Source organism: Parageobacillus caldoxylosilyticus NBRC 107762 (assembly GCF_000632715.1).
In the GTDB taxonomy this organism is placed as follows: domain Bacteria; phylum Bacillota; class Bacilli; order Bacillales; family Anoxybacillaceae; genus Saccharococcus; species Saccharococcus caldoxylosilyticus.
On the sequence record NZ_BAWO01000027.1, the window covers coordinates 1 to 21,205 of the forward strand.

The following is a 21,205-nucleotide window of genomic DNA, read 5'->3' on the forward strand; positions in this document are numbered from 1 at the left end:
CGTGATGAGTCGATTTTTATAGATTTTAGTAACCAGGTGAAACGATGTACGATATTGCCATTATCGGTGCTGGACCTGCCGGGGCAAGTGCGGCCATTTTTACCGCAAAAGCGGGAAAGAAGACGGTACTGATTGACAACGACAAAAGCATTACAAAACGAGCTTGGATTGAAAACCACTATGGGGTCATGGAAGCCACAGGTCCAGATTTAGTGGAAACAGGAAAAAAACAAGCGGTCAAATTTGGAGCAGAACTTGTGAATGATCAAGTCGTCAACATCCAAAAATCAGAAACGGGCTTTCGTGTAGAAACCGAAAATCAAACATTTGAAGCTAAACATGTTATTTTAGCAACTGGCGTGGCAACCGACCTCGCTGAAAAAATTGGCGTGAAAACAAAACCAGGAACAGAGCCGCGTATTAAAACGGTTATCGACGTGGATGCCGCTGGACGCACCAACATTGAAGGAATTTGGGCAGCCGGAACAGTAGCTGGCGTCAGCGTACATACGATCATCACCGCCGGCGATGGAGCGAAAGTGGCCATTAACGTCATTAGCGAATTAAACGGCGAACGTTATGTCGATCATGATGTGTTAAAATCAAAATAAAAAGCTGCCCACAAATTGATATGATCCCCTTATAGTAGACAGAAAAAAGAAAGCCAATTAATCTGTCTACTATGGAGGGGATTTTTCTATGGGGAAAATACGAAAAACATACGATGCAAAGTTTAAAAAGAAAGCGGTGGATTTATATTGGAAAGAGGGCATGGGATATAAAACGGTGGCGAAAGAATTAGGGATTGATGAGTCCATGGTACGCCGATGGGTGAAACGCTATGAACAGGAAGGAATGAAAGGGCTAGAGGAAAAACGAGGAAAGGCAAAAGGACCAGGCAAAGGAAGACCGAGAACTCGTCCGGAAGATCCTGAAATGAAAATCAAGCGTCTTGAGGCGGAAGTAGAGATGCTAAAAAAGCTCTTAAAGAGGTGAAAGGGGGAATGGAAGCAGTACCAGCTCACAAGAAGTTCGCGATCATTCAAGAAATGGCCGGGTGTTATGGTTCGATTCAACGATTATGTGAAATAGCAGGCGTGTCTCGAAGCGGATATTACAAGTGGGTAAAACGACAGGAACGCCCTTCTCAGAAGCACTTGGAAGACGAGCAGCTAAAGGAAAAAATCCAAGAGTGCCATGAAGAAGTGAAAGGAATCTATGGGTATCGGAGAGTAAAAGTTTGGCTGAAACGGAAATACCAACTGAATATCAACCATAAACGAGTACAAAGGATGATGAGGGAGATGGGAATTCGGGCAGTGATTCGGAAGAAACGGCCTTATTACGGAAAGAAAGAGCCTTATGTGATTTCGGACAACCATCTAAACCGAGATTTCCACGCGTCCAAGCCAAACGAGAAATAGGTGACAGATATTACCTATTTAATTTTTAATGGGCAAAAGCTCTATTTGTCCGCCATTAAAGATCTATACAACAATGAAATCGTGGCCTACCATATCAGTCAAAGAAATGACATCAAACTGGTCATCGACACGCTAAAAAAGGCCATAAAAAAACGGAATGTAAATGGACTCCTCCTTCATAGTGATCAGGGGTTCCAGTATACATCCCGCCAATACAACAATCTACTAAAAAGATACAATATAAAGGCCAGTATGTCCAGGAAAGGAAACTGTTTGGACAATGCCTGCATGGAAAACTTCTTCAGCCATTTCAAGGCAGAGTGTTTTAATCTGTACTCTTTCCGCACGGCCGAAGAGGTGAAGGATGCCGTACACAAATATATTCGTTTTTATAACCATCAACGTTTCCAAAAGAAATTAAATAACCTGAGTCCTTATGAATATAGGACTCAGGCTGCTTAAATGTGCTTTTTTATTCCTGTCTACTTGACAGGGGTCACTTCAAATGTGGGCAGTTCTTTGTTATTTCTCTGTGATGCTCCCCTTCGGCAATAACGAATCCCCTTACCCCTTCACTTCCCCAATGTTATAGATCACCCGCTACATACAAGCTATATTAAAAACATTCGCTAATTATCAGGTAAAATCAGATCCATCAAAAAGACTTCCGATGAATTCATCGAGCAGAAGGAGCCACCCTCCTTCTACGCAGAAGCTTCTTTGATGGAGGCAGTAAGAAACTCCCACCTTTTCATGGAATGAAGGTGGGAGGGATTCATCGAAAAACTCCCTGTTGATCCATATAACGGGCAATCATTTTTGCACGTTTTTGTGGATGGGATTCTTCCTTTTCTAAGACGTTAGCTAGCATTTTTACCGCTTCTACAATATACGGTCCTTTGTTCAGCATGACACACTGCGCTTTTTGTCCTAGCGATACGTCTGATATTTCGGCGCGGGCAGGCACTCCTTTCTTCGCTAGATTTTCAAGCACTTGTGTTGCCCAAATCACCGGAACATGGGCGGCTTGACATAATGCGAGAATATCATGCTGTACGATGGACATGTTTTCAAATCCAACCTCAATCGCTAAATCTCCGCGGGCAATCATCACTCCAAACGATGGAAGCGTTAACCCTTCCATCAAAATACGAGTAAGGTTGTGGAGTGCTGCTCTTGTTTCAATTTTAGCAATGATGGTCAGGTGAGGCGCACCTTGTTCTGTCAAAATGCGATACAGCTTTGCTACATCATGGGGAGTATGAACGAATGATAAGCCAATCATATCTGCATATTTACAAATAAAAGGAATATACTGCAAATCTCGGTCTGTCAGTGACGAAACAGTTAAATGCATCAATGAATCCGGTAGATTGATCCCCATCCCTTTTTTTATCATTTTGTTTTTTCTTCCAGTTGAAATAACTTTGGCTTCTATATATTTATTTGTTACGTTTTGGATCATAGCAAAAATTTTTCCGTCATTGAAGTAAAGCCGATGCCCTACTCGCACATTACGTAATGCTTTGGGAAGTGTTGTCGTCAGCTTTACCGCATCATCCATTTTCGCAGCCTCGAAATGTGTGCGATCGAAGTAAATTTGAAGGCGGGTTCCTTTTTTGACAATCGCTTTCATGGGAATCGGTGTGACCGACTGCAGCAACAAAGAAAAACGTTTATGTTTGAACCAAATCCCTTCTTGAATATATGCCGTGTTTGAAAGCTCGACTTTAAAACAAGAAGGTGCAATGACATCAATTACCTTCAGCCTTCTCTTTCGCCCGCGAACATCGATAAACACTAGTTCATCTCCGCTTACCATCGTAATACTCTCATTCGTTGCTACTTCTAAAACAAACGACACATCACTCTGCTCTGATGGAAAATATAACGGGGTGTGAAGATACAGGAACCCCGTAACAGGCTGGATTGGTTGACCGTATTCATCTTTTCGAACTGTCAGTTTTACCGGATAGGTATTCGATACAATGCTATCTACCCGAACTTTTGGACCCGGTAAATCCATATAAATGCGGCATCTCTTTTCCCATTGTTGTTTTTTTTGAAGCCGTTCTTCTACTTGACGAACACCCTCAATGATTTTTTTCCATATTTCCGGTGAACCATGAGCGCAGTTGATTCTGGCAACATCCATGCCATGTAACAACAACTGTTCCATCACTTTGGGCTCATCGATCAGTTGCTCATCCAGTGTCACCATGATGCGCGTTTGTCGAGAGCGCCGGCCTTCTCCCAACACAGTTCGTGCTCGCTCAACGATCAGCTGTTTTGCCTGCTGTCGAGTAATTTTTCTTATATCTGTATCCTGAAATGCAGTCGCCTGCAAACGTCTCAATAAAAGTTCAATACTTGAAATGATATGGGACTCGTGTCCATAGATGGACGATAATCCTTCCTCTTCAATGGCTTGAATGAGATCATGGGACATCATTTCTTTTACGTATAAATATGCCAGCAAATTATCCCTACTTTCTTCATGAGACGAAAGCGGAAACTGTGTTCTTTTTTGTTTGATCCATTCGGTCATTGACTGATATATGTTCAATAACTTGTTCCCTATTATATGTTCGTTATTGTTGAATTCATCCACGAATCCTCACCTCAGTTGGTCAATAGAAAAAGATGGTTATAATATTATATATTCGCAGCTGAATCATAAAATGAACCTAACGCATTATTCATCAAATTGTCTGATAAAAATAAATATTAAAAAAATAAAAACTGCCCCTTTCCGGGCAGTTTTTGCTTCTTATTCTTTGGCAACGCTTCGGTATTTACCTTCAAAGAATAATAGCGGATCTCCCGCTTCATCCTTCATCAAGATGTCTGTCACTTCGCCAAAGTACAATGTATGATCCCCCGCTACATAGGAGCTATGCACATTACATAAAATATTGGCTAAGGCATCAGGCAAAATCGGATGCCCGTTTACCCATTGGAAATCTACTTTTCTATCTTCTTTTAGCTGTCCGGCAAACAGGCGGGAAAGATCTTCTTGCTCTCTCGCCAAAATGTTGACGGCAAATTTGCCCGTTTGCTTGACAATCGGATTCATCCGTGCCTTTTCCCCGATGGAAACCACCACTAACTTTGGGTTTAAGGAAACGGACATAAAGGCGTTGGCTGTCATCCCTTTGACTTCCCCTTGAAATTCCGTAGTCACCACCGTCACACCCGTGGCAAATTTCCCCATCGCATTGCGAAATGTACGATCGTCCATTTTTTTACTTCCTTTCTCTTTAATTATTAAACTTAAAACAGAATAAATGATAAACGGCACGATACGGCAAGCACCAATAGAATGGTTCTTTCACAATATAATTATTACTATATTAACACTGATTTGATCTGTTTTGTAAAGATCATTCCTGATATGTTTAAAAGGAAACGTCCTTTTCTCCACAGAAGCGGGTTGAAAAAACGGATGATTCATCTACGCTATTTAGCAATGTTATATTCCTTTTTGTTTTGCATGCCTAAATAAGCTTTTTTCACTCGTTCATCGTCGAGAAGTTCAACCGCTTTTCCTTGCATCATAATTTCGCCGCGGTCTAGCACACAAGCATAGTCGGCAATTTGCAACGCCGCGCGTACGTTTTGTTCCACCAACAAAATGGTAGTGCTAAATTGATCGCGCAATTGTCTTAATAGTTTCATTATCTCTTTTACAATCAGAGGAGCGAGACCTAAAGACGGCTCATCCAACATCAGTAATTTTGGTTTCGCCATTAATCCCCGGCCGATGGCAAGCATCTGCTGTTCCCCGCCGCTTAGCAATCCGCCCGGCCGGTCCAGCATCGTTTTTAGCTTTGGAAAAACTTCAAGCACATGTTCATAATCTCTCATCACTTGTTGAAAATCATTCCGATATCGATGATACGCACCCAGCAGTAAATTATCTTTGACGGATAAATCACCAAAAATTTGCCGGCGTTCCGGGACCAGACAAATCCCTTTTTTCACAATTTGTTCGACTTTTCCATAAGGGAGTGGTTCATTTTCAAAAATAATTTCTCCTGCTTTTGGCGAATATACTCCTGCAATCGTTCCCAGCAACGTGCTCTTTCCCGCTCCGTTGGCTCCTACAATCGCTACTATTTCACCTTTGCCGATTTGCAAGCAAATCCCCTTTAGCACATGCAAATGGCCATGGTATACATGTAAATGATTCAACGTCAGCATGAAGCCCCCTCCTCTTCCCCCAAATACGCTTTAATGACATCCGGATGTTGGGTAATTTCTTCCGGGCATCCCTCCGCTATTTTCTTTCCATAGTCTAATACAATGACGCGGTCGGCAATCGCCATCACTGTTTCCATATCGTGTTCAACAAAGAGAAAGGTCATGCCGTTGTTTCTCATCGCTAATAAAACGTCCACTAGCTTTTTGGACTCTTGCGGGTTTAATCCGGCCATCGGTTCATCTAATAAAATAAGAGAAGGTTGGGAGGCGGCTGCTCTGGCAATTTCCACTAACCGCTGGGTTCCGTATGGCAAGATGTCCGCTTTTTCAAAAGCAAGATGGGCGATGCCAACTTGTTCAAGGCAAGCCATCGCCTGTTTCAATGCTTGTTTTTCTTCTTTGAACACCTGTGGCAAACGAAATCCAGCACTGAATATTCCTGTTTTCAGACGCGTGTGCATTCCGACCATCACATTTTCGATGACGGTCATGTTCGTAAACACCTGAAGATTTTGAAATGTTCGCGTTATGCCTAATGCCGCAAGCTGATATGGCTTTTTACCGGTGACGGGCATCCCTTTGAAAAGAACAGAACCGCTTGTTGGCGGAAGAATGCCGGTAACAATGTTAAACAATGTGGTTTTTCCCGCTCCGTTCGGCCCAATGATTGCGACGATTTCTTGGTCACGGACGCAAAAGGACACATTTTGTACCGCATGAACCCCACCAAACGATTTCGACAATTGCTCGATTTCCAACAGTACACTTTTTTTCATCAATGCTCGCCTCCCACCGAGCCAGCATTTTCATTTTCCGCCACCAATATCGGCTCCTTTCTGTGCCTTGATGTCGACGATACTCGTTTCAACACCTTTGATAAAGAATGAGATAGCCCATTTGGCATGTAAATAAGAATAATAACAAGCAAAAGTCCGAAAAAGACAATTTCAAATTCGCCGCCTGCATTGGGAATAAACATTGGAACCATTTCCTTTAGCAGCTCCCCTAAACATACATACACCGCTGCGCCGATCAAACCGCCCCAGACGTTCCCGGTCCCTCCGATGACAACCATAATTAAAAAATAAATAGAGGGAACAATTCCAAATAGATCCGGGTTAATAAATGTAACATAATGTGCATATAAACTGCCGGCAACAGACGCGTAAACAGCGCTGATCATAAAGATTTGCAGCTTATATTTTGTAATGTTCACCCCCAGAGAATTGGCCGCTATCTCGCTTCCATGAATCGATAGCAGCGCCCTTCCTACCCTTGAGCGAACGATATTACGGGCAAAAAGAACGCCAATCAAAGCGAAAATCCATACAAGGTAATAAAACTGAAAATCTGTTTGCAAAGGGAATCCAAATAGCTGAATGGGCGGAATGCCAAAAAATCCGTTTAATCCCCCTGTAATACCTTTCCACTCTTTAAAAAAAGTAAATACAATGATACCAAACCCTAACGTAGCTAACGCTAAATAATGTTCGCGCAGCCGGAAAGCAGGGATGCCGACAATAAGCGCCACCATCGCCGCGATGGCTGCTCCTGCCGCCATGGCAAGCCATGACGAAACACCCGCATGTGCTGTTAAATAAGCGGACGTATAAGCACCGATTCCATAAAAAGCCGCCTGCCCTAGCGATATTTGTCCGGCATATCCCATGAGCAATGTCAGGCCAGTGCTTACAATCGTATAAAACCCGACCATAATAAGCGTGCTTAACAAATAATTATTCGTTGAAAAGATAAGGGGAAGACCAAGCAATAAGACCGTAAACAGCAGTGACCATTTTGCATTTCCGGTGTGGATTCTCTTTACATCTAGTTTCATACCGCTTTCCCCCTATACCCGTTTTCCCGACATCTTGGCGAAAATGCCGTTTGGCATGAAGAACAGCACAAGCAAAAGCAATCCGAAGCTGATGGCATCTTTATATCCCGAGGACAAATATCCTTCTGTAAACGCCTCTAAAATGCCGATAATAAAAGCGCCGGCAATAGCGGCAGGCGCATTGGTCAGCCCGCCAATCACCGCGGCGATAAACGCCTTTAGCCCGATCATTACTCCCATGTCATACGAAGCACCGGAAACAGGCGCAATCACAATTCCGGCCAACGCCCCGAGACCCGCGCTGACCGCCACGGCCCCCAATGACATTTTGCGCGGCTCGATCCCCATCAGGCGAGCGGCGAATGGATTCACCACACAGGCGGTTACCGCTTTTCCTATATAGGTTTTATTAAAGAAAATATATAAAGCGATGAAACTGACTAAAGAAAGGGCAATCGCCCATAGATTTTGCGTTTGAATAACGGCGCCAACGACGTTTAAGGAGTGATTTCCCGTAAACGGACGCAAGGCATATGGCTGCGTGCCCCAGATAAAAATGGCAATTCCCCGAAAAACAAAGGCCGCTCCAATAGTAATGATGATTAACGTTGCAATCGATGAGTTTCTCGCTGGATGAATCGCTAATCGTTCAAATAATCCCCCTACCGCCATTACGGCAACAACGCTAAGCAATATAGCGATGACAAAGGGAATACCGCTGTTGACAAACGTGATGCAAAGAAGCGCACCAAGCATCGCAAAATCGCCCTGAGCGAGGTTTAAAATGCCGGTAACGCTGTAGGTAATGACAAACCCAAGCGCCACTAAAGCGTAGATGCTGCCTACTGTCAAACCGGAAAAAAGCAGCTGCACGAACTGGCTCCATCCATCCATGTCCCGCTCCCTCCCTTTCATCAAAGGTAAAAGAAAGGGAATTAGCTGTCTAATTCCCCCCTATTGCGCACATTTACTCCGCAAGCACAAACTTTCCGTCTTTGATCTGCACCATTACTAAACTATCCGCAGTTAATCCCGTATGATCGTCTTTCTCCATATTAAAGACTCCCGATATCCCGACAAATTTTTTCGTATTTTCCAATGCTTTTCTTATTTTTTCTTTATCTGTTCCTCCTTCTTTAATGGCATTCACTAATAGATGGAACGCATCCCACGCATGTCCGCCAAATGTAGTTGGTTCATAGTTATACGTTTTCTCAAAATCTTTCTTATACTTCAGCAGCGTTTCTTTTTGCGGGTCACTATCCGGAAGCTGTTCTGCAACTAAAATACGTCCGACTGGAAAGATTACTCCGTTCGCTGCTTCCCTTGCTAAATCGATAAAACTCTTCGTGCCAATGCCGTGGCTTTCAATAATTGGTGTAGTAATGCCTAATTGATGAATATTTTTTGTAACAACTGCCGATTCTTGCGCGGTTCCCCATACGATAATCGCTTGCGGGTTGGCTTTTTTCACTCTCGTCAGCATCGCTTTGGCATCGTCTACGGTCGCCTCAAATTCTTCTTCGATGACCGCTTCGACGCCATAATCCGGAGCAAACCGTTTAAATTCATCATGTCCGCTTGTTCCATAGGCATTAGCAACATTCAGCCATGCCACTTTGGTCAAGCCTTGTTCTTTCAAATAGCTTAATAATTTATTAATGACGATATCATCACCTTGGGCGGTTTTAAACGTCCAGTTTCGCGGAGAATGATCATTCGGATTGACAATTTGCTTGCTAGCAGCGAGGGAAATGTACGGAATGCCTGCTTTTTCAATTTGAGGAATCATCGCCAGTGAATTGCCGCTAATCGTGCCACCAATAATAGCTGTGACTTTCTCTTGTTCAATCAATTTCTTCGTCGATAATACCGCCTCATTTTGATCGGACTTATCATCGTATGCAATGAGCTCTATTTTTTTGCCGTCAATGCCGCCCTTTTCATTCCATTCTTTGACGAGCATCTTGATCGTTTCCATCTCCGGCTTGCCTAATGGCGCAGCGCCCCCGGAAGCAGAGAAGATGCCGCCAATTTTAATCACTTTCGCTTCAGAACCGCTCGAAGGTTCCTTCCCACACGCAACAAGAATAACAGCGAATAAAAGAAATACCGCAACGGAGAAAAATTTTCTCATCTTTTCTCCAATCCCCCTTGAAATAATTTTTTGACAACGCTTTCAAAAAAACTTATGCACAGCCGGTTGACATCAATTCTGCATGAACAGAGAGGTAAAAACGAACATGGCAGAAAGATTCAACTTTTTATATAGGAAATGATATATGAATGAATGCAAACAAAACTTTTCACTCCTCATTCCACTAAAGCATGATCTGCTTTAGTGGAATGAAGAAGAGGCTAGCGTTGTTTAAAGGCTTCAGCCGTATTTAACTTATGTTGGCGGACAAAGTGTTCGATCTCATTCGGCGGCGCTTTTTCTTTTAATAAACGAACAATTTCCGTATGCTCTTTAATCGATTCTTTCGCCCGTTGCGGCACAAAGGTGAAACCATAGGCGCGGATTCGTCTCATCCGCTGCCAAATTTGCTTAATTTGCTCCTCTAAATACGCATTGCCACAATGTTCGTAAATAAGGGAATGAAACTCGTAATTCAGTTCGCTAAATAGCTCAAACTCAAATTCGTGCAGCGCCTGCTCCATTTTTTCGTTTAATTTGGTTAGCTGCTGAATCGTCCCCTCCTTCATATTGCTTGAGCTCAGCGCTGTGGCGTATCCTTCCAATACCGCGAGAACCGATAACGTTTCTACATATTCTTTCTCGTTAATATTGCTGACGACGGCGCCAGTGTAAGGTTTATACTGGATCCATCCCTCTGCTTCGAGCTGGCGGATCGCTTCGCGAACCGGAATGCTGCTTAAATTCAGCTCTCTGGCAATTTGATCAATGACAATCCGGTATCCCGGTCCGTAGACGCCGCTTTCGATCCGAGAAAGAATATATTCATAGGCAATCTTCGTTTTGTTTTTTACTTTTGCTTCCATACTATCATCATAATACTATATGTGATATGCTTACAAGCACGCCTTTTCATCGCCGTTCGACAGAAGCGGTGGAAGGCTGCTTCGCTTTCCCGAATTTCGGAATTGGATGGTCGCCGATCGCCACATGAACGACTTGCACTTCCGTGTAAAAATCAAAGCTGTAATGCCCGCCTTCTCGGCCAAGCCCGCTGTACTTCGTGCCGCCAAACGGGATGCGTAAATCTCTGACGTTTTGTGAATTGATCCATGCCATGCCGCTTTCGAGCGCCTGGGCGATACGATGGCCGCGTTTCATATCGTTCGTCCACACGTATGCCGCCAGTCCGTATTTCACATCATTCGCCATGCGGATTACTTCTTCTTCCGTTTCAAAAGACATGACTGCCATTACCGGACCGAAAATTTCTTCCTGCGCCACTTTCATGTCATTGCGGCAGTTTAGCAGCAGCGTAGGCGGAACAAAGTTTCCTTTTTTCAGCTCCTCTGGCACGCTTGCCGCATACACTTCCGCACCTTCCTGCTTGGCGATCTTGATGTAGTTGACAACCCGTTCCCAATGATCGCGGTGAATCAGCGGTCCGAGTTCGGTCGCTGGATCCATCGGGTCGCCGATCACAATATTGTTTACCCTTTCTTTTAGCTTCTCGACAAACGAATCGTAAATCGATTGTTCGACAAACAGGCGGGAGTTGGCGGTGCATCGTTCGCCGTTGAGGGAGAAAATGCCCCAAACTGCCGCATCAAGCGCCCGCTCCAAATTGGCATCCGCAAACACAATTAGCGGCGATTTTCCGCCAAGCTCCATCGATGTCTTTTTCAATGTATCGGCACTGTTTTTAATAATTTCCGCCCCTGTTTTCGTTTCGCCGGTGAAGGAAATGAGGCGGACATCAGGATGGGCGACAAGCGCGGCACCTGCCGTTTCGCCAAAGCCGTGAACGACGTTAAACACTCCCTTTGGCAGCCCCGCTTCGTGGATGATTTCCGCCAGCTTGTTGGCCGTAAGCGGTGACCATTCCGCCGGCTTCAGCACCACCGTATTGCCGGTCGCGAGCGCCGGTGCCACCTTCCACGTCTCGAGCATAAACGGCGTGTTCCATGGCGTAATCAGCCCGGCGACACCAACTGGTTTATAAATCGTATAGTTAAGAAATTGTCCATCGACATGATACGCCTCCCCGACCATGCGGGTTTTTACCATTTCGGCGTAAAAGCGAAAGTTTTCCGCCGCGCGGGCTGCCTGTTTTTGCGCCTGGCTGATCGGAATCCCCGTATCTAGCGATTCCAAGTAAGAAATGTCATCCGCGTATTTCTCGATAAGATCAGCGATGCGTAAAACGTATTTCATTCTTTCATGAACGGACATCGTCCGCCACGGCCCATGTTCAAACGCTGCTTTCGCCGCACGGACCGCCGCGTCAATATCCTCTTTGAATCCTTCTGCGACTTGGTTAATCGGCTCATTCGTAAAAGGATTGATATTTTCGAAGTATTTTCCTGCGGTTCCTTCGACAAACTCACCGTTAATATAATGAAGCACATTGCTTATTTTGCTTGCCATATATTCCCCTCCTGGCCATTATCGCTTTCAGTAGCGCTGATGAATATTATTATGCTTGTAAGTCCCTGCTTCACTAAATTCATATAATTCTAGAGACAAAGCCAAATAACGCTTTTCGAACAATGGAGCGAAATGTTCTTTCATCACGCGGAATATTTCTTCGCATACCGCCCGTTTATCTTCCTCCGAGCGGCCGGCGCCGATTTTCAGCGTACCATGCACAAACGCGTCATCCTCCGTGCCGTCGGCAACGTAATATTCTTTTAATGGTATCGCCCGTGAGCGAATGCCGCCGATCGGAAACAAATCGCTGCGTGAAATCAATACTTCATGAATTTTCCGCAATAGCTCGCGAATATTCGCTTCTTCGCTAAGATTATCGGTATACTCTAAAATGAAATGAGGCATCGATCCGTCTCCTTTGCTAGACAACGTAATTGATTAAACGGCCGATTCGCTCAATTTCCGTTACCACCTCATCGCCACTCTCTACGTTCACCGCTCCTTTCGGAGTGCCCGTCAGAATGATATCTCCTGCTTGCAATGTCATAAAGCTGCTAATATATTCAATCAAAAACGGAATCGTAAAAATCATGTCGCGCGTATTTCCTTCCTGCACGATGTTTCCGTTCACATATGTCCGCAACATCAAGTTCATGGGATCGTCCACATCAGCTTTATCCACGATCCATGGTCCAAGCGGCGTCGAAGCATCGCGGTTTTTCACGCGGAAATTGGGTCGATAATAATTTTCTAAATAATCGCGAACCGCATAATCATTGGCAACGGTATAGCCGAGCACGTAGTCGTACGCCTCTTCGGCCTTCACATTGCGCGCCGTTTTGCCAATCACAACGGCGAGCTCGCATTCGTAATGCATAAACGTCGCATCGGCGGGTCTTGGCGTCTTGCTGCGATGGCCGATTAACGTATTTCTTCCTTTGAAGAAAAGAAGCGGCTCTTTTGGAGCAGAAAACGACAATTCGCTGGCATGATCGGCATAATTTAGCCCGAGCGCAAAAATGGTGCGCGGTTCTACAGGAGGAAGCCACACTACTTCCTCCTCTTTTACAACCCAGCCGTTAGGCAAACGAAGCTGCCCGTTTTCTTCAACGACCGCTTCACAAACCGCTCCGTTAAACGCTATGCGTGCACGTTTCATCATATCCTGTCTCCTTTACCCAGTCTCCTTCCGGAACAATGATATTTTCCAAACTTCCAACTCCTTCGATTTCAATGCGCACATGGTCGCCCGCCTGCACAAGCGGCGCATCATCCGGCACGCCGACAAGCAGCACATCGCCTTTGTACAACGTCATAAATTCTGTAATCTCTTCTAAAAGGGTAGCGATCGGGCGCAACAAGTTTTTCGTATTATCCCGCTGGACTAACTGTCCATTGACAAAAACACGGATATCCAGTTCATCTGGATGATCTATCTCATTTTTTTCGATAATCCATGGTCCGATCGGGGCAAAACCGTCCCTTGCTCGCTCTTTGACAGCTGGACGGTAAATCGATTCATGCGGGACCGCGACATCGTTGACGATCGTATATCCGGCAATATAATCGAAAGCCTCTCCTTTACGGACTTTTGTGGCGGTTCGGCCGATGACCACTCCGAGCGCTCCTCCGACTTGCAGCTGATACACCCCTTTTGGGAGCGGCACGCATCCGCCATGCACGTTGATCGTATTGGCCGGTTTCATATACAAAATGGGAGCTTTAGGCGGTTGATGATATGGCGGTTTGGTCATTTGTTCGCGGAATTTTTTCCATTCGTCTTTATAGTTTAAAAGCACACCGTAAATCGCGCCGATTTCCGGTGCTTCCCATTTTAGCCGGCACGCATCGTATTCTTTTCCATGAATCATAACCGTATTCTTTTGGACATTTACTTCGGATTCCATCGTATGAGGAATGCCGGTTAGGCGAAAAAACGCCTTAGCCATCTTGTTTCACCACGCTTTCGCCGTTACGACGTTACTTCGGTTAACAGCCCGTATTTCACCAATGTTTTCCGGATTTTTTCTTGATTTTCTTCACTCGGCAAATCCAGCGGCAAGCGCAGTTTCGGTGTAATTTTTCCCATCATTCCAAGCGCCGCTTTCACCGGACCCGGATTTGTTTCAATAAATAGCACATCATTTAGTTCCATCAGTTCAAAATGAAGGTCTTGTGCTCGCTTTACATCACCTTCGAACCAGGCGTTATGCATTTGCGCCACTTTTTCCGGAACGACGTTGGCCGTGGCGCTGATCGATCCCGCACCGCCAATCGCCAGCATCGGATAGCATAATAGCTCAATGCCCGAGAATAAGAGAAAATCTCTGCCGCAATACAAAAGAACGCGGTTGACATGTTCAAAATCTTTATTCGACTCTTTCGCGCCGATGATATTTGGGCAATCCTCAACCAAGCGCGCCATCGTGCGCACTTCTAAATTAACGGCTGTTCTGCCGGGAATGTTATAAATAATAATCGGGATATCGACCGTATCGGCAATCGCTTTAAAATGTTTATAAAGCGCGTGCTGGGACGGGCGGTTGTAGTAAGGAACAATGACCATCGCTGCATCCGCCCCGATTTCCTGCGCGAATTTCGTCAGTTCCAGCGTTTCGTCATGATTGGTCGAACCGGTTGCCGGCACAAACGGCACCCTTCCATTAATCGCCTTTTTGGCCGTTTCCATCACTTTTTTTCTCTCTTCCAGCGTCAGTGAGCTCGGCTCTCCGGATGTACCCGTGACGGAAATGCCGTGGCTTCCGCTTTCAATCTGCCAGTTAATCAATTTTTTCAACGTTTCAAAATCGATATTCCCTTCGCTGTCAAAAGGCGTAATAACGGGGGTGATCGATCCCCGCAGTCTTTGTTTTACTTCTTCATAGGTCATAAGCCATAACCTCCTAGCGATTCACGCTCACTGCTTCATTGTCAGAATTTTGTTTATATTATATATAAAATTATATATGTTTTCAACTATTAATCATATATGATATTCGTTTCATACTTTTCACTGTAGACAGGCTATCCATATAGCAACAATGGTAACCATCGTTCTCTCTTAGATGATAAAAGTTGGTTTCATTTGCTCGAGCGCAGGCTCCCCTACTTCAACCGGCTTGCCGCTATGCACATCCAGCACGATCGATGCTTCCTCGAACCAGCTGTCCGGCGCCTGATGACCCCAGAACGTTTGTCGGCGCGGATCATTAATATCCCAGCGAATCGGCTTAAAATCCGGGTCGCTCGTTAAATAATCGCCATTGTATAATTCAATCCGATGACCGTCTGGGTCGCGCAAATAAAGGAAAAAGGCGTTCGAAAGCCCGTGGCGCCCCGGCCCGCGCTCAATGCTTGACGCATATCCCATCGCCGCAAGCACATCGCATGCGTGAATCAGACTAAGCTGGTCGGAAAGCCAAAAGCCGATATGATGCAAACGCGGTCCTTTTCCATTCATAAATGCCACATCGTGCACATTTTGCTTGCGGTGCAGCCAGGCAGCCCATAATTTTTTGTCTTCCGTTTCCGTATATTCCGAGCAGGCAAAGCCAAGCTCGTTTACATAAAAATCGTACGCTTTTTGCACATCCGTCACTGCGCAGTTAAAATGGTCAATGCGCTGCACCCGAGCCCCTCGATATACATCATAGCGCTGCAACAAGCGCTCCACTGTCTCCATGTTCGCAAAAAACTCCAGCGGCAGCCCTGATACGTCCCGAACGCGGAAAGCCCTTCCGACGGCGCGTTGCTCACCAGCTTCCACCCATTTCGGGTTCATTTGTTTTTCGGCAAAAAATTGATATAACTCTTCCAAGTCCGCTTCGGAATAAACTTTATAGCTGATCGCTTCCACCCCGGGCTGCTTGGCTTTTTTGAGCACCAAACTATGATGATGATACTCTTCTAATCCCCGCAAATATAGATGCATATCGTCCGCTTCCGTCACGACAAATCCCAATGCGCGTTCATAAAAATCGCGGGAAGCGTTTAAATCGGTCACATGCAATACGGCTCTTGCACAGCGGATAATGGAAAATGTCATGTCATCTCTCCCCCTTACTCTTTACGGATTTAAATGGGTATTGGCTGGAATATGGACGCTTTTTGGTGTTCCTAAAAATTCATAAATTAAATTTTTATAGTAATCTTTCTCGTAACCGTCGAAATAAGCCATCCCCATGCGGATCGGATCGCCGAAAAAGTAATATTCATAATGTGTCTGGCGGCTGCCAAACGCGCTCATCGTCATGTCCCAGGCAAGGCGGAACAATTGCACGCGCTCATATCCATCGATATTCGCTCCCTGCATAGCGCGCCGCACGATATCGCCAATCTCTTCATGTTGGAAATCCGCCTCCGTCGGAATCGCCATCATTCCGGAAGCGCCTAGAATGCGGACAATTTCAGCAAGACGCGGATAAATGCGCGGATACCAGTTTCTCGCCGCATCAAGAGCGGCAAAATCCGGCGTCATGGTTCCCCAGCGGTCCGGTTTCGCATTATGTTCGGCGCGATACAAATGGCTGCGCATGGTCTCGAGCACGAGCATAATTTCCGTTCCCTTGTCTTTGACATGCTGGAACTGGTCGATGCCGATCGCATCCATGATGCAAAGCGTTACGCCAAGAATAAATTCGGTTTTGACGATATTTTTCGCCACCACTTGGTGGGACATATGAACGACCGCGTTCGTTTCGCGGAATGTCCGGTTGCAAATAGATGAATTTCCACAGATAAACACGCGCTCCCACGGCACGAATACGTTTTCAAAGGAAACGATCGCATCCCCCTCTTCAAAGCGTGAAGCTAAAGGGTGATCCCAATGGTTTCTGCCGTAATCAAACGCTTCGCGGCAAATAAATTTAACCCCTGGCGTATTATTTGGGATTGCAAAGGCCAGCGAATATGGATCTTCCCCTGAGCCCGATTTTTTGACCGTAGACGGGAAGACTAAAATTTCATCGGTAATGCCACCTTGCGTTGCCAGCAAGCGAATGCCGCTGACGATAATGCCGTCTTTTCTTTTTTCTACTAAGTGCAATGGAACGTTGGCGTCTTTTTGTTCGTGAAGGGCTTTCGAGCGGTTCATTTGCGGGTGAATTAACGTATGTGTCAGGCTGATGTCGTTTTCGCGCGCGTATTCGTAATAGTTTTTCGCATTTTCGGCAAACAGCGGATCATCTTCGGCGAAAAGATCATTGGCGATGCCCATCGCCATCACTTCCGCGTTTAAGTAGTCTGGCGAACGGCCCATCATGCCCGCCGAAGTGCGCGCCCATTCCTGCGTCGCTTCCCGTCTGGCGATCAACTCCTCTTTTGTCTTCGGCTGGATATACGTCATGCCGACTGGATTCCCTGTCGTTGGCGACGTATAAAGCATTTTGTCCGGCTTTTCATATTGGAGGTCATATAGACGGGCCATTGACTGGATGACGTTTTTAAACGCGGGATGTTCAGTTACGTCTTCTACTTTTTCGCCGTGAATATAAACGCTGCTTTTCGCCTTTTTTAGCCGTTCGATATATTCCTTCCCTGTTTTTGCAGGCATTGTTGGCTCCCTCCTACATTCTTTTTCCAAGTTCATGTATAATTGCAATAGTAAGCGCTTTCTAAACCGATCGGCTTGCCCACCTCTCTTTCTAATCGTATATTTTCTGAATCTTTGAAATTAATATAACATATGATTTCATATATGAAAAATATAAAAAATATTGCTTTGCCATATAAAAAATATATGTTAATGGGGGGAGAAAGATGGTCGATATCAGGCATTTAAAATATTTTACGACGATCGTCGAGGAAGGCCAAATTACAAAAGCGGCAAAAAAGCTGCATATGGCACAGCCTCCATTAAGCCAGCAGCTCAAACAGCTTGAGGAAACGTTAGGGGTTACATTATTGGACCGAAACGCAAAAAAGCTGGAGTTAACGCAGCCAGGAAAAATTTTATATGAAAAAGCAAAACAGCTGCTTCAGCAGTTAGAGGATGCCATTTTAGAAGTCCGCGAAATCGAAGCAGGAACAAATGGAGTGTTATCCATCGGCTGTGTCAAATCGTGCTTTTTCTATTTATCGGAAATCATTCAGCCTTTTCATCAGTCGTTTCCAAATGTGAAATTTCATCTGCGTGAAGGAGATAGTTTTTTTATCTGTGAGTTATTGAAGAAGCGGGAAATTGACATTGGGATCGTCCGTCTTCCTATTGATTCGTATCATTATGAAATGATTCGCTTGCCAAGCGACCCTTATGTCGCCGTCCTCCCGAAGCAATGGAACGTTTCTAGACGTTATATGCATATGAAAGAGTTTGTCGACGTTCCTCTCCTTCTTCTTCACCGCATCCAAGGAAAAGGACAATACGAACTCGTCATTCATGAATGCCGGCGCCACGGTTTCGAACCAAAAGTCATTTGCGAGTGCCCTGATGCGACGATTTTGCTTTCTCTCGTTTCCAAAGGGGTCGGCGCAACCATCGTCCCCAAATCGACCGTTTCTTTTTTCCGCCTTCCAGACATTTGCGTGCTTGATATCATCGATTCTTCCATTGAGGCAGAAGCAGCGGCAATCATTGAAAAAGATCGCTATGTTGCCAAAAGCGTTCATCACTTTTTAGCGATTTTGCAAGAAAAATTTAGTGACAAAATGGAAAATTAATATTTTATACTACTTATTTTCTTTTTAGTATATATATCTATTTAAAATAATTATAAAAAAGTATTGACTTTTGTTTGAGAAATGTTATCATTTATTGGTGAAAGGAAAATCGAACGGAGGGAGAATGAAGAATGGCAGAGCAAAAAAAACTGACAACCAGCTGGGGAGCTCCTGTCGGCGATAACCAAAACTCGATTACGGCCGGTTCTCCTGGCCCGACATTAATCCAAGACGTGCATCTTCTTGAAAAACTAGCACACTTCAATAGAGAGAGAATTCCAGAACGCGTCGTTCACGCGAAAGGCGCAGGTGCACACGGCTATTTTGAAGTAACAAACGATATGTCCAAATACACAAAAGCGAAAGTGTTTAACGGCGTCGGCAAACGCACGCCTGTGTTCGTCCGCTTCTCTACCGTCGCTGGCGAGCTTGGTTCCGCTGATACTGTCCGCGACCCGCGCGGCTTTGCTGTGAAATTTTATACCGAAGAAGGAAACTATGACATCGTCGGCAACAACACACCGATTTTCTTCATTCGTGATGCGATTAAATTTCCTGATTTTATCCATACGCAAAAACGCGATCCGCGCACCCATTTGAAAAACCCAACAGCGATGTGGGATTTCTGGTCCTTGTCACCAGAATCGCTGCACCAAGTAACGTATTTGTTCGGCGACCGCGGCATTCCGCTAACATACCGCCATATGAACGGCTACGGCAGCCATACGTTCAAATGGGTGAATAAAGACGGTGAAGCGGTTTGGGTGAAATATCATTTTAAAACCAATCAAGGCGTCAAAAACATGGACCCGGAACTAGCGGCAAAAATCGCCGGCGAAAATCCAGATTACCATACAGAAGATCTATTTAATGCGATTGAAAACGGCGATTATCCATCCTGGACATTATATGTGCAAATCATGCCTCTAGAAGACGCAAAAACATACCGTTTCAATCCATTTGATGTCACAAAAGTTTGGTCGCATAAAGATTATCCGTTAATCGAAGTCGGCCGCATGGTATTAAACCGCAATCCGGAAAACTACTTTGCCGAAGTCGAACAAGCAACATTCTCGCCTGGAAACCTAGTCCCTGGCGTAGAACCATCGCCGGATAAAATGCTGCAAGCGCGCTTGTTCGCCTATGCGGACGCACACCGCTACCGCGTCGGCGTCAACCATAACTTGCTGCCGATCAACCGTCCGCGCGTCGAAGTCAACAACTACCAACGTGATGGCTTTATGCGCTTTGACAATAACGGCGGCGGTTCCGTCTACTATGAACCGAACAGCTTTGGCGGGCCGACAGAAGTGCCAGAGCATAAAACAACGCCGTTCCCGGTATCCGGTTTGGCGGAAAGCGTGCCGTATGATGACGATGACCATTATACACAAGCCGGCGACTTGTACCGTCTCATGAGCGAAGAAGAAAAAGCCCGCTTAGTGAAAAACATCGTCGAATCGATGAAACAAGTCACGAAAGAAGAAATTAAATTGCGGCAAATCCGCCACTTCTATAAAGCCGATCCTGACTATGGCCGCCGCGTTGCCGAAGGGCTTGGCTTGCAAGTTCCGGATGACGTGACGACAAAGGCGTAATGCCGAGCAAAACGAAAGGATAGGTGCCAATGCTTTGGGCGCCTATCCTTTTTTATTATCTTTATCCAGTTCCTTGACCATCTTTAGATGTTCCAATACGGTCTTTGACATCGTTCAACGCATGCGATAAATAAGAAAATCTTGAAGGCATATACACTTGGGTTAAAATAACATTCAAGAAAATATTTAAAAAGTATCGTACTTCAGATCCTCGTTCAATGATATCACCCTCTATTTTTATTTAACAATAGGAAATGCAGTTAATATTCTGAATCCTAGCTCCTGTGTTGAATCCCTAATCAATACTACTCTAGAATTGGTTAGGTTATAAACGACATGTTTTTTATCTCTAAGAACCCCTTTTCCTATTGGATGATTGTGTGATACATCGAATATTTTTCTTCCCGTATCAGATTCATTTAGCCATTTCGCAATATCATCGGCATTCTTGCGCAAGTTTTCCTGAATAGCTTTAATGGCTATCTGCTTATTGGTAAACGTAGTAGCTGCTTCTGCATCTTCTTGAATGGCTCTTTTAATAAGTTCTTCGTTTGTTTTTGACACACGTCTATCTATAGTATGTCCGCCAGCAGCTTCCATCCTATCAAGAAAATCAACATCGATCTTCCGTATTAAATCTGGATCTGCTTTGCCTATACCCTTACTAGCTCCCGTTCTGCCGACGATATTCATCGTCGTTCCTTTTGTTCCCCTCTCGGCCCCGCTCATCCACATGCGGGATGTCGGACCGCCGACTCCTGCCAAGGCCGGCTGTGGTTCCATTAGGACAGAGCCAACATTTTCGGGAAGTTGCTCCCATTGCTGTTTGAACGAGCGGATCGTTGCATTGATGGGTCCTTTGATGACTTGGTGATAGATCGTTTGTAAGACCCCTTTGATTTTATTAACATTCAGGACG

Annotated in this window: 22 protein-coding genes; 6 read left to right on the plus strand and 16 right to left on the minus strand. The window is 45.1% G+C overall.

Going from position 1 to position 21,205, the window contains the following annotated elements:
- The first annotated feature begins 44 nt into the window (after positions 1-44).
- The 4 genes from GCA01S_RS08600 (at position 45) to GCA01S_RS20095 (ending at position 1,886) form a co-directional block, all read left to right on the plus strand.
- The gene (locus tag GCA01S_RS08600) at positions 45-611 is read left to right on the plus strand and encodes an FAD-dependent oxidoreductase (protein WP_017434744.1); all 567 of its coding nucleotides are present in this window, start codon (positions 45-47) and stop codon (positions 609-611) included.
- A gap of 88 nt (positions 612-699) precedes the next feature.
- Positions 700-996 (plus strand): transposase, encoded by a 297-nt coding sequence (locus GCA01S_RS08605; protein ID WP_042409082.1) that lies wholly within the window; start codon positions 700-702, stop codon positions 994-996.
- Between the two features lie 8 nt (positions 997-1,004).
- A complete protein-coding gene (locus GCA01S_RS20635; RefSeq protein WP_174407488.1) occupies positions 1,005-1,424 on the plus strand; it encodes an IS3 family transposase in 420 nt (139 codons plus the stop codon).
- Positions 1,425-1,886: an IS3 family transposase gene (locus GCA01S_RS20095; RefSeq protein WP_155835559.1), complete on the plus strand. Its 462-nt coding sequence runs from the start codon at positions 1,425-1,427 to the stop codon at positions 1,884-1,886.
- Between the two features lie 313 nt (positions 1,887-2,199).
- Here the strand turns inward: GCA01S_RS20095 and GCA01S_RS08615 are convergent, their stop codons facing one another.
- The 15 genes from GCA01S_RS08615 to hpaB form a co-directional block, all read right to left on the minus strand.
- The gene (locus GCA01S_RS08615; RefSeq protein ID WP_052510028.1) at positions 2,200-4,035 is read right to left on the minus strand and encodes a pyruvate kinase; all 1,836 of its coding nucleotides are present in this window, start codon (positions 4,033-4,035) and stop codon (positions 2,200-2,202) included.
- A 159-nt stretch (positions 4,036-4,194) separates the two neighbouring features.
- Positions 4,195-4,665: a flavin reductase family protein gene (locus GCA01S_RS08620; protein ID WP_042409083.1), complete on the minus strand. Its 471-nt coding sequence runs from the start codon at positions 4,663-4,665 to the stop codon at positions 4,195-4,197.
- Positions 4,666-4,883: 218 nt separating this feature from the next.
- Positions 4,884-5,627, minus strand: a complete 744-nt coding sequence (locus tag GCA01S_RS08625; protein ID WP_042409085.1) for an ABC transporter ATP-binding protein — start codon at positions 5,625-5,627, stop codon at positions 4,884-4,886.
- Positions 5,621-6,403, minus strand: a complete 783-nt coding sequence (locus GCA01S_RS08630; protein WP_042409087.1) for an ABC transporter ATP-binding protein — start codon at positions 6,401-6,403, stop codon at positions 5,621-5,623. Before GCA01S_RS08630 ends, GCA01S_RS08625 begins: the two co-directional genes overlap by 7 nt.
- Entirely contained in the window at positions 6,403-7,464 is a 1,062-nt protein-coding gene (locus GCA01S_RS08635) for a branched-chain amino acid ABC transporter permease (RefSeq protein ID WP_042409089.1), read from the minus strand. The genes GCA01S_RS08630 and GCA01S_RS08635 overlap by 1 nt, the downstream gene beginning before the upstream one ends.
- Before the next feature lie 12 nt (positions 7,465-7,476).
- Entirely contained in the window at positions 7,477-8,358 is an 882-nt protein-coding gene (locus GCA01S_RS08640; RefSeq protein WP_042409092.1) for a branched-chain amino acid ABC transporter permease, read from the minus strand.
- A 73-nt stretch (positions 8,359-8,431) separates the two neighbouring features.
- Positions 8,432-9,601: an ABC transporter substrate-binding protein gene (locus tag GCA01S_RS08645; RefSeq protein WP_042409094.1), complete on the minus strand. Its 1,170-nt coding sequence runs from the start codon at positions 9,599-9,601 to the stop codon at positions 8,432-8,434.
- 221 nt (positions 9,602-9,822) lie between these two features.
- Entirely contained in the window at positions 9,823-10,467 is a 645-nt protein-coding gene (locus GCA01S_RS08650) for a GntR family transcriptional regulator (protein ID WP_017434736.1), read from the minus strand.
- Positions 10,468-10,513: 46 nt separating this feature from the next.
- On the minus strand, positions 10,514-12,028 hold the full coding sequence (hpaE, locus tag GCA01S_RS08655) for a 5-carboxymethyl-2-hydroxymuconate semialdehyde dehydrogenase (protein ID WP_042409097.1): 1,515 nt from the start codon (positions 12,026-12,028) through the stop codon (positions 10,514-10,516).
- A gap of 27 nt (positions 12,029-12,055) precedes the next feature.
- Positions 12,056-12,436, minus strand: a complete 381-nt coding sequence (locus GCA01S_RS08660; RefSeq protein WP_042409100.1) for a 5-carboxymethyl-2-hydroxymuconate Delta-isomerase — start codon at positions 12,434-12,436, stop codon at positions 12,056-12,058.
- Between the two features lie 16 nt (positions 12,437-12,452).
- Entirely contained in the window at positions 12,453-13,190 is a 738-nt protein-coding gene (locus GCA01S_RS08665) for a fumarylacetoacetate hydrolase family protein (RefSeq protein ID WP_026078429.1), read from the minus strand.
- Entirely contained in the window at positions 13,165-13,980 is an 816-nt protein-coding gene (locus tag GCA01S_RS08670) for a fumarylacetoacetate hydrolase family protein (RefSeq protein ID WP_042409103.1), read from the minus strand. Before GCA01S_RS08670 ends, GCA01S_RS08665 begins: the two co-directional genes overlap by 26 nt.
- Before the next feature lie 23 nt (positions 13,981-14,003).
- The gene (gene hpaI / locus GCA01S_RS08675; RefSeq protein WP_042409106.1) at positions 14,004-14,921 is read right to left on the minus strand and encodes a 2,4-dihydroxyhept-2-ene-1,7-dioic acid aldolase; all 918 of its coding nucleotides are present in this window, start codon (positions 14,919-14,921) and stop codon (positions 14,004-14,006) included.
- Positions 14,922-15,092: 171 nt separating this feature from the next.
- The gene (hpaD, locus tag GCA01S_RS08680) at positions 15,093-16,076 is read right to left on the minus strand and encodes a 3,4-dihydroxyphenylacetate 2,3-dioxygenase (RefSeq protein WP_042409109.1); all 984 of its coding nucleotides are present in this window, start codon (positions 16,074-16,076) and stop codon (positions 15,093-15,095) included.
- Positions 16,077-16,097: 21 nt separating this feature from the next.
- On the minus strand, positions 16,098-17,582 hold the full coding sequence (gene hpaB, locus GCA01S_RS08685; RefSeq protein WP_042409112.1) for a 4-hydroxyphenylacetate 3-monooxygenase, oxygenase component: 1,485 nt from the start codon (positions 17,580-17,582) through the stop codon (positions 16,098-16,100).
- A gap of 206 nt (positions 17,583-17,788) precedes the next feature.
- Here hpaB and GCA01S_RS08690 point away from each other — a divergent pair, with 206 nt between their 5' ends.
- Both GCA01S_RS08690 and katA read left to right on the plus strand, forming a co-directional pair.
- Complete coding sequence (locus GCA01S_RS08690) at positions 17,789-18,688, plus strand: LysR family transcriptional regulator (RefSeq protein WP_042409114.1); 900 nt, start codon at positions 17,789-17,791, stop codon at positions 18,686-18,688.
- A 131-nt stretch (positions 18,689-18,819) separates the two neighbouring features.
- A complete protein-coding gene (gene katA / locus GCA01S_RS08695; RefSeq protein WP_017434727.1) occupies positions 18,820-20,286 on the plus strand; it encodes a catalase KatA in 1,467 nt (488 codons plus the stop codon).
- Positions 20,287-20,523: 237 nt separating this feature from the next.
- Here katA and GCA01S_RS20375 read toward each other — a convergent pair.
- A partial coding sequence (locus GCA01S_RS20375; RefSeq protein ID WP_303620918.1) for an RNase A-like domain-containing protein occupies positions 20,524-21,205 on the minus strand: 682 nt, incomplete at its 5' end.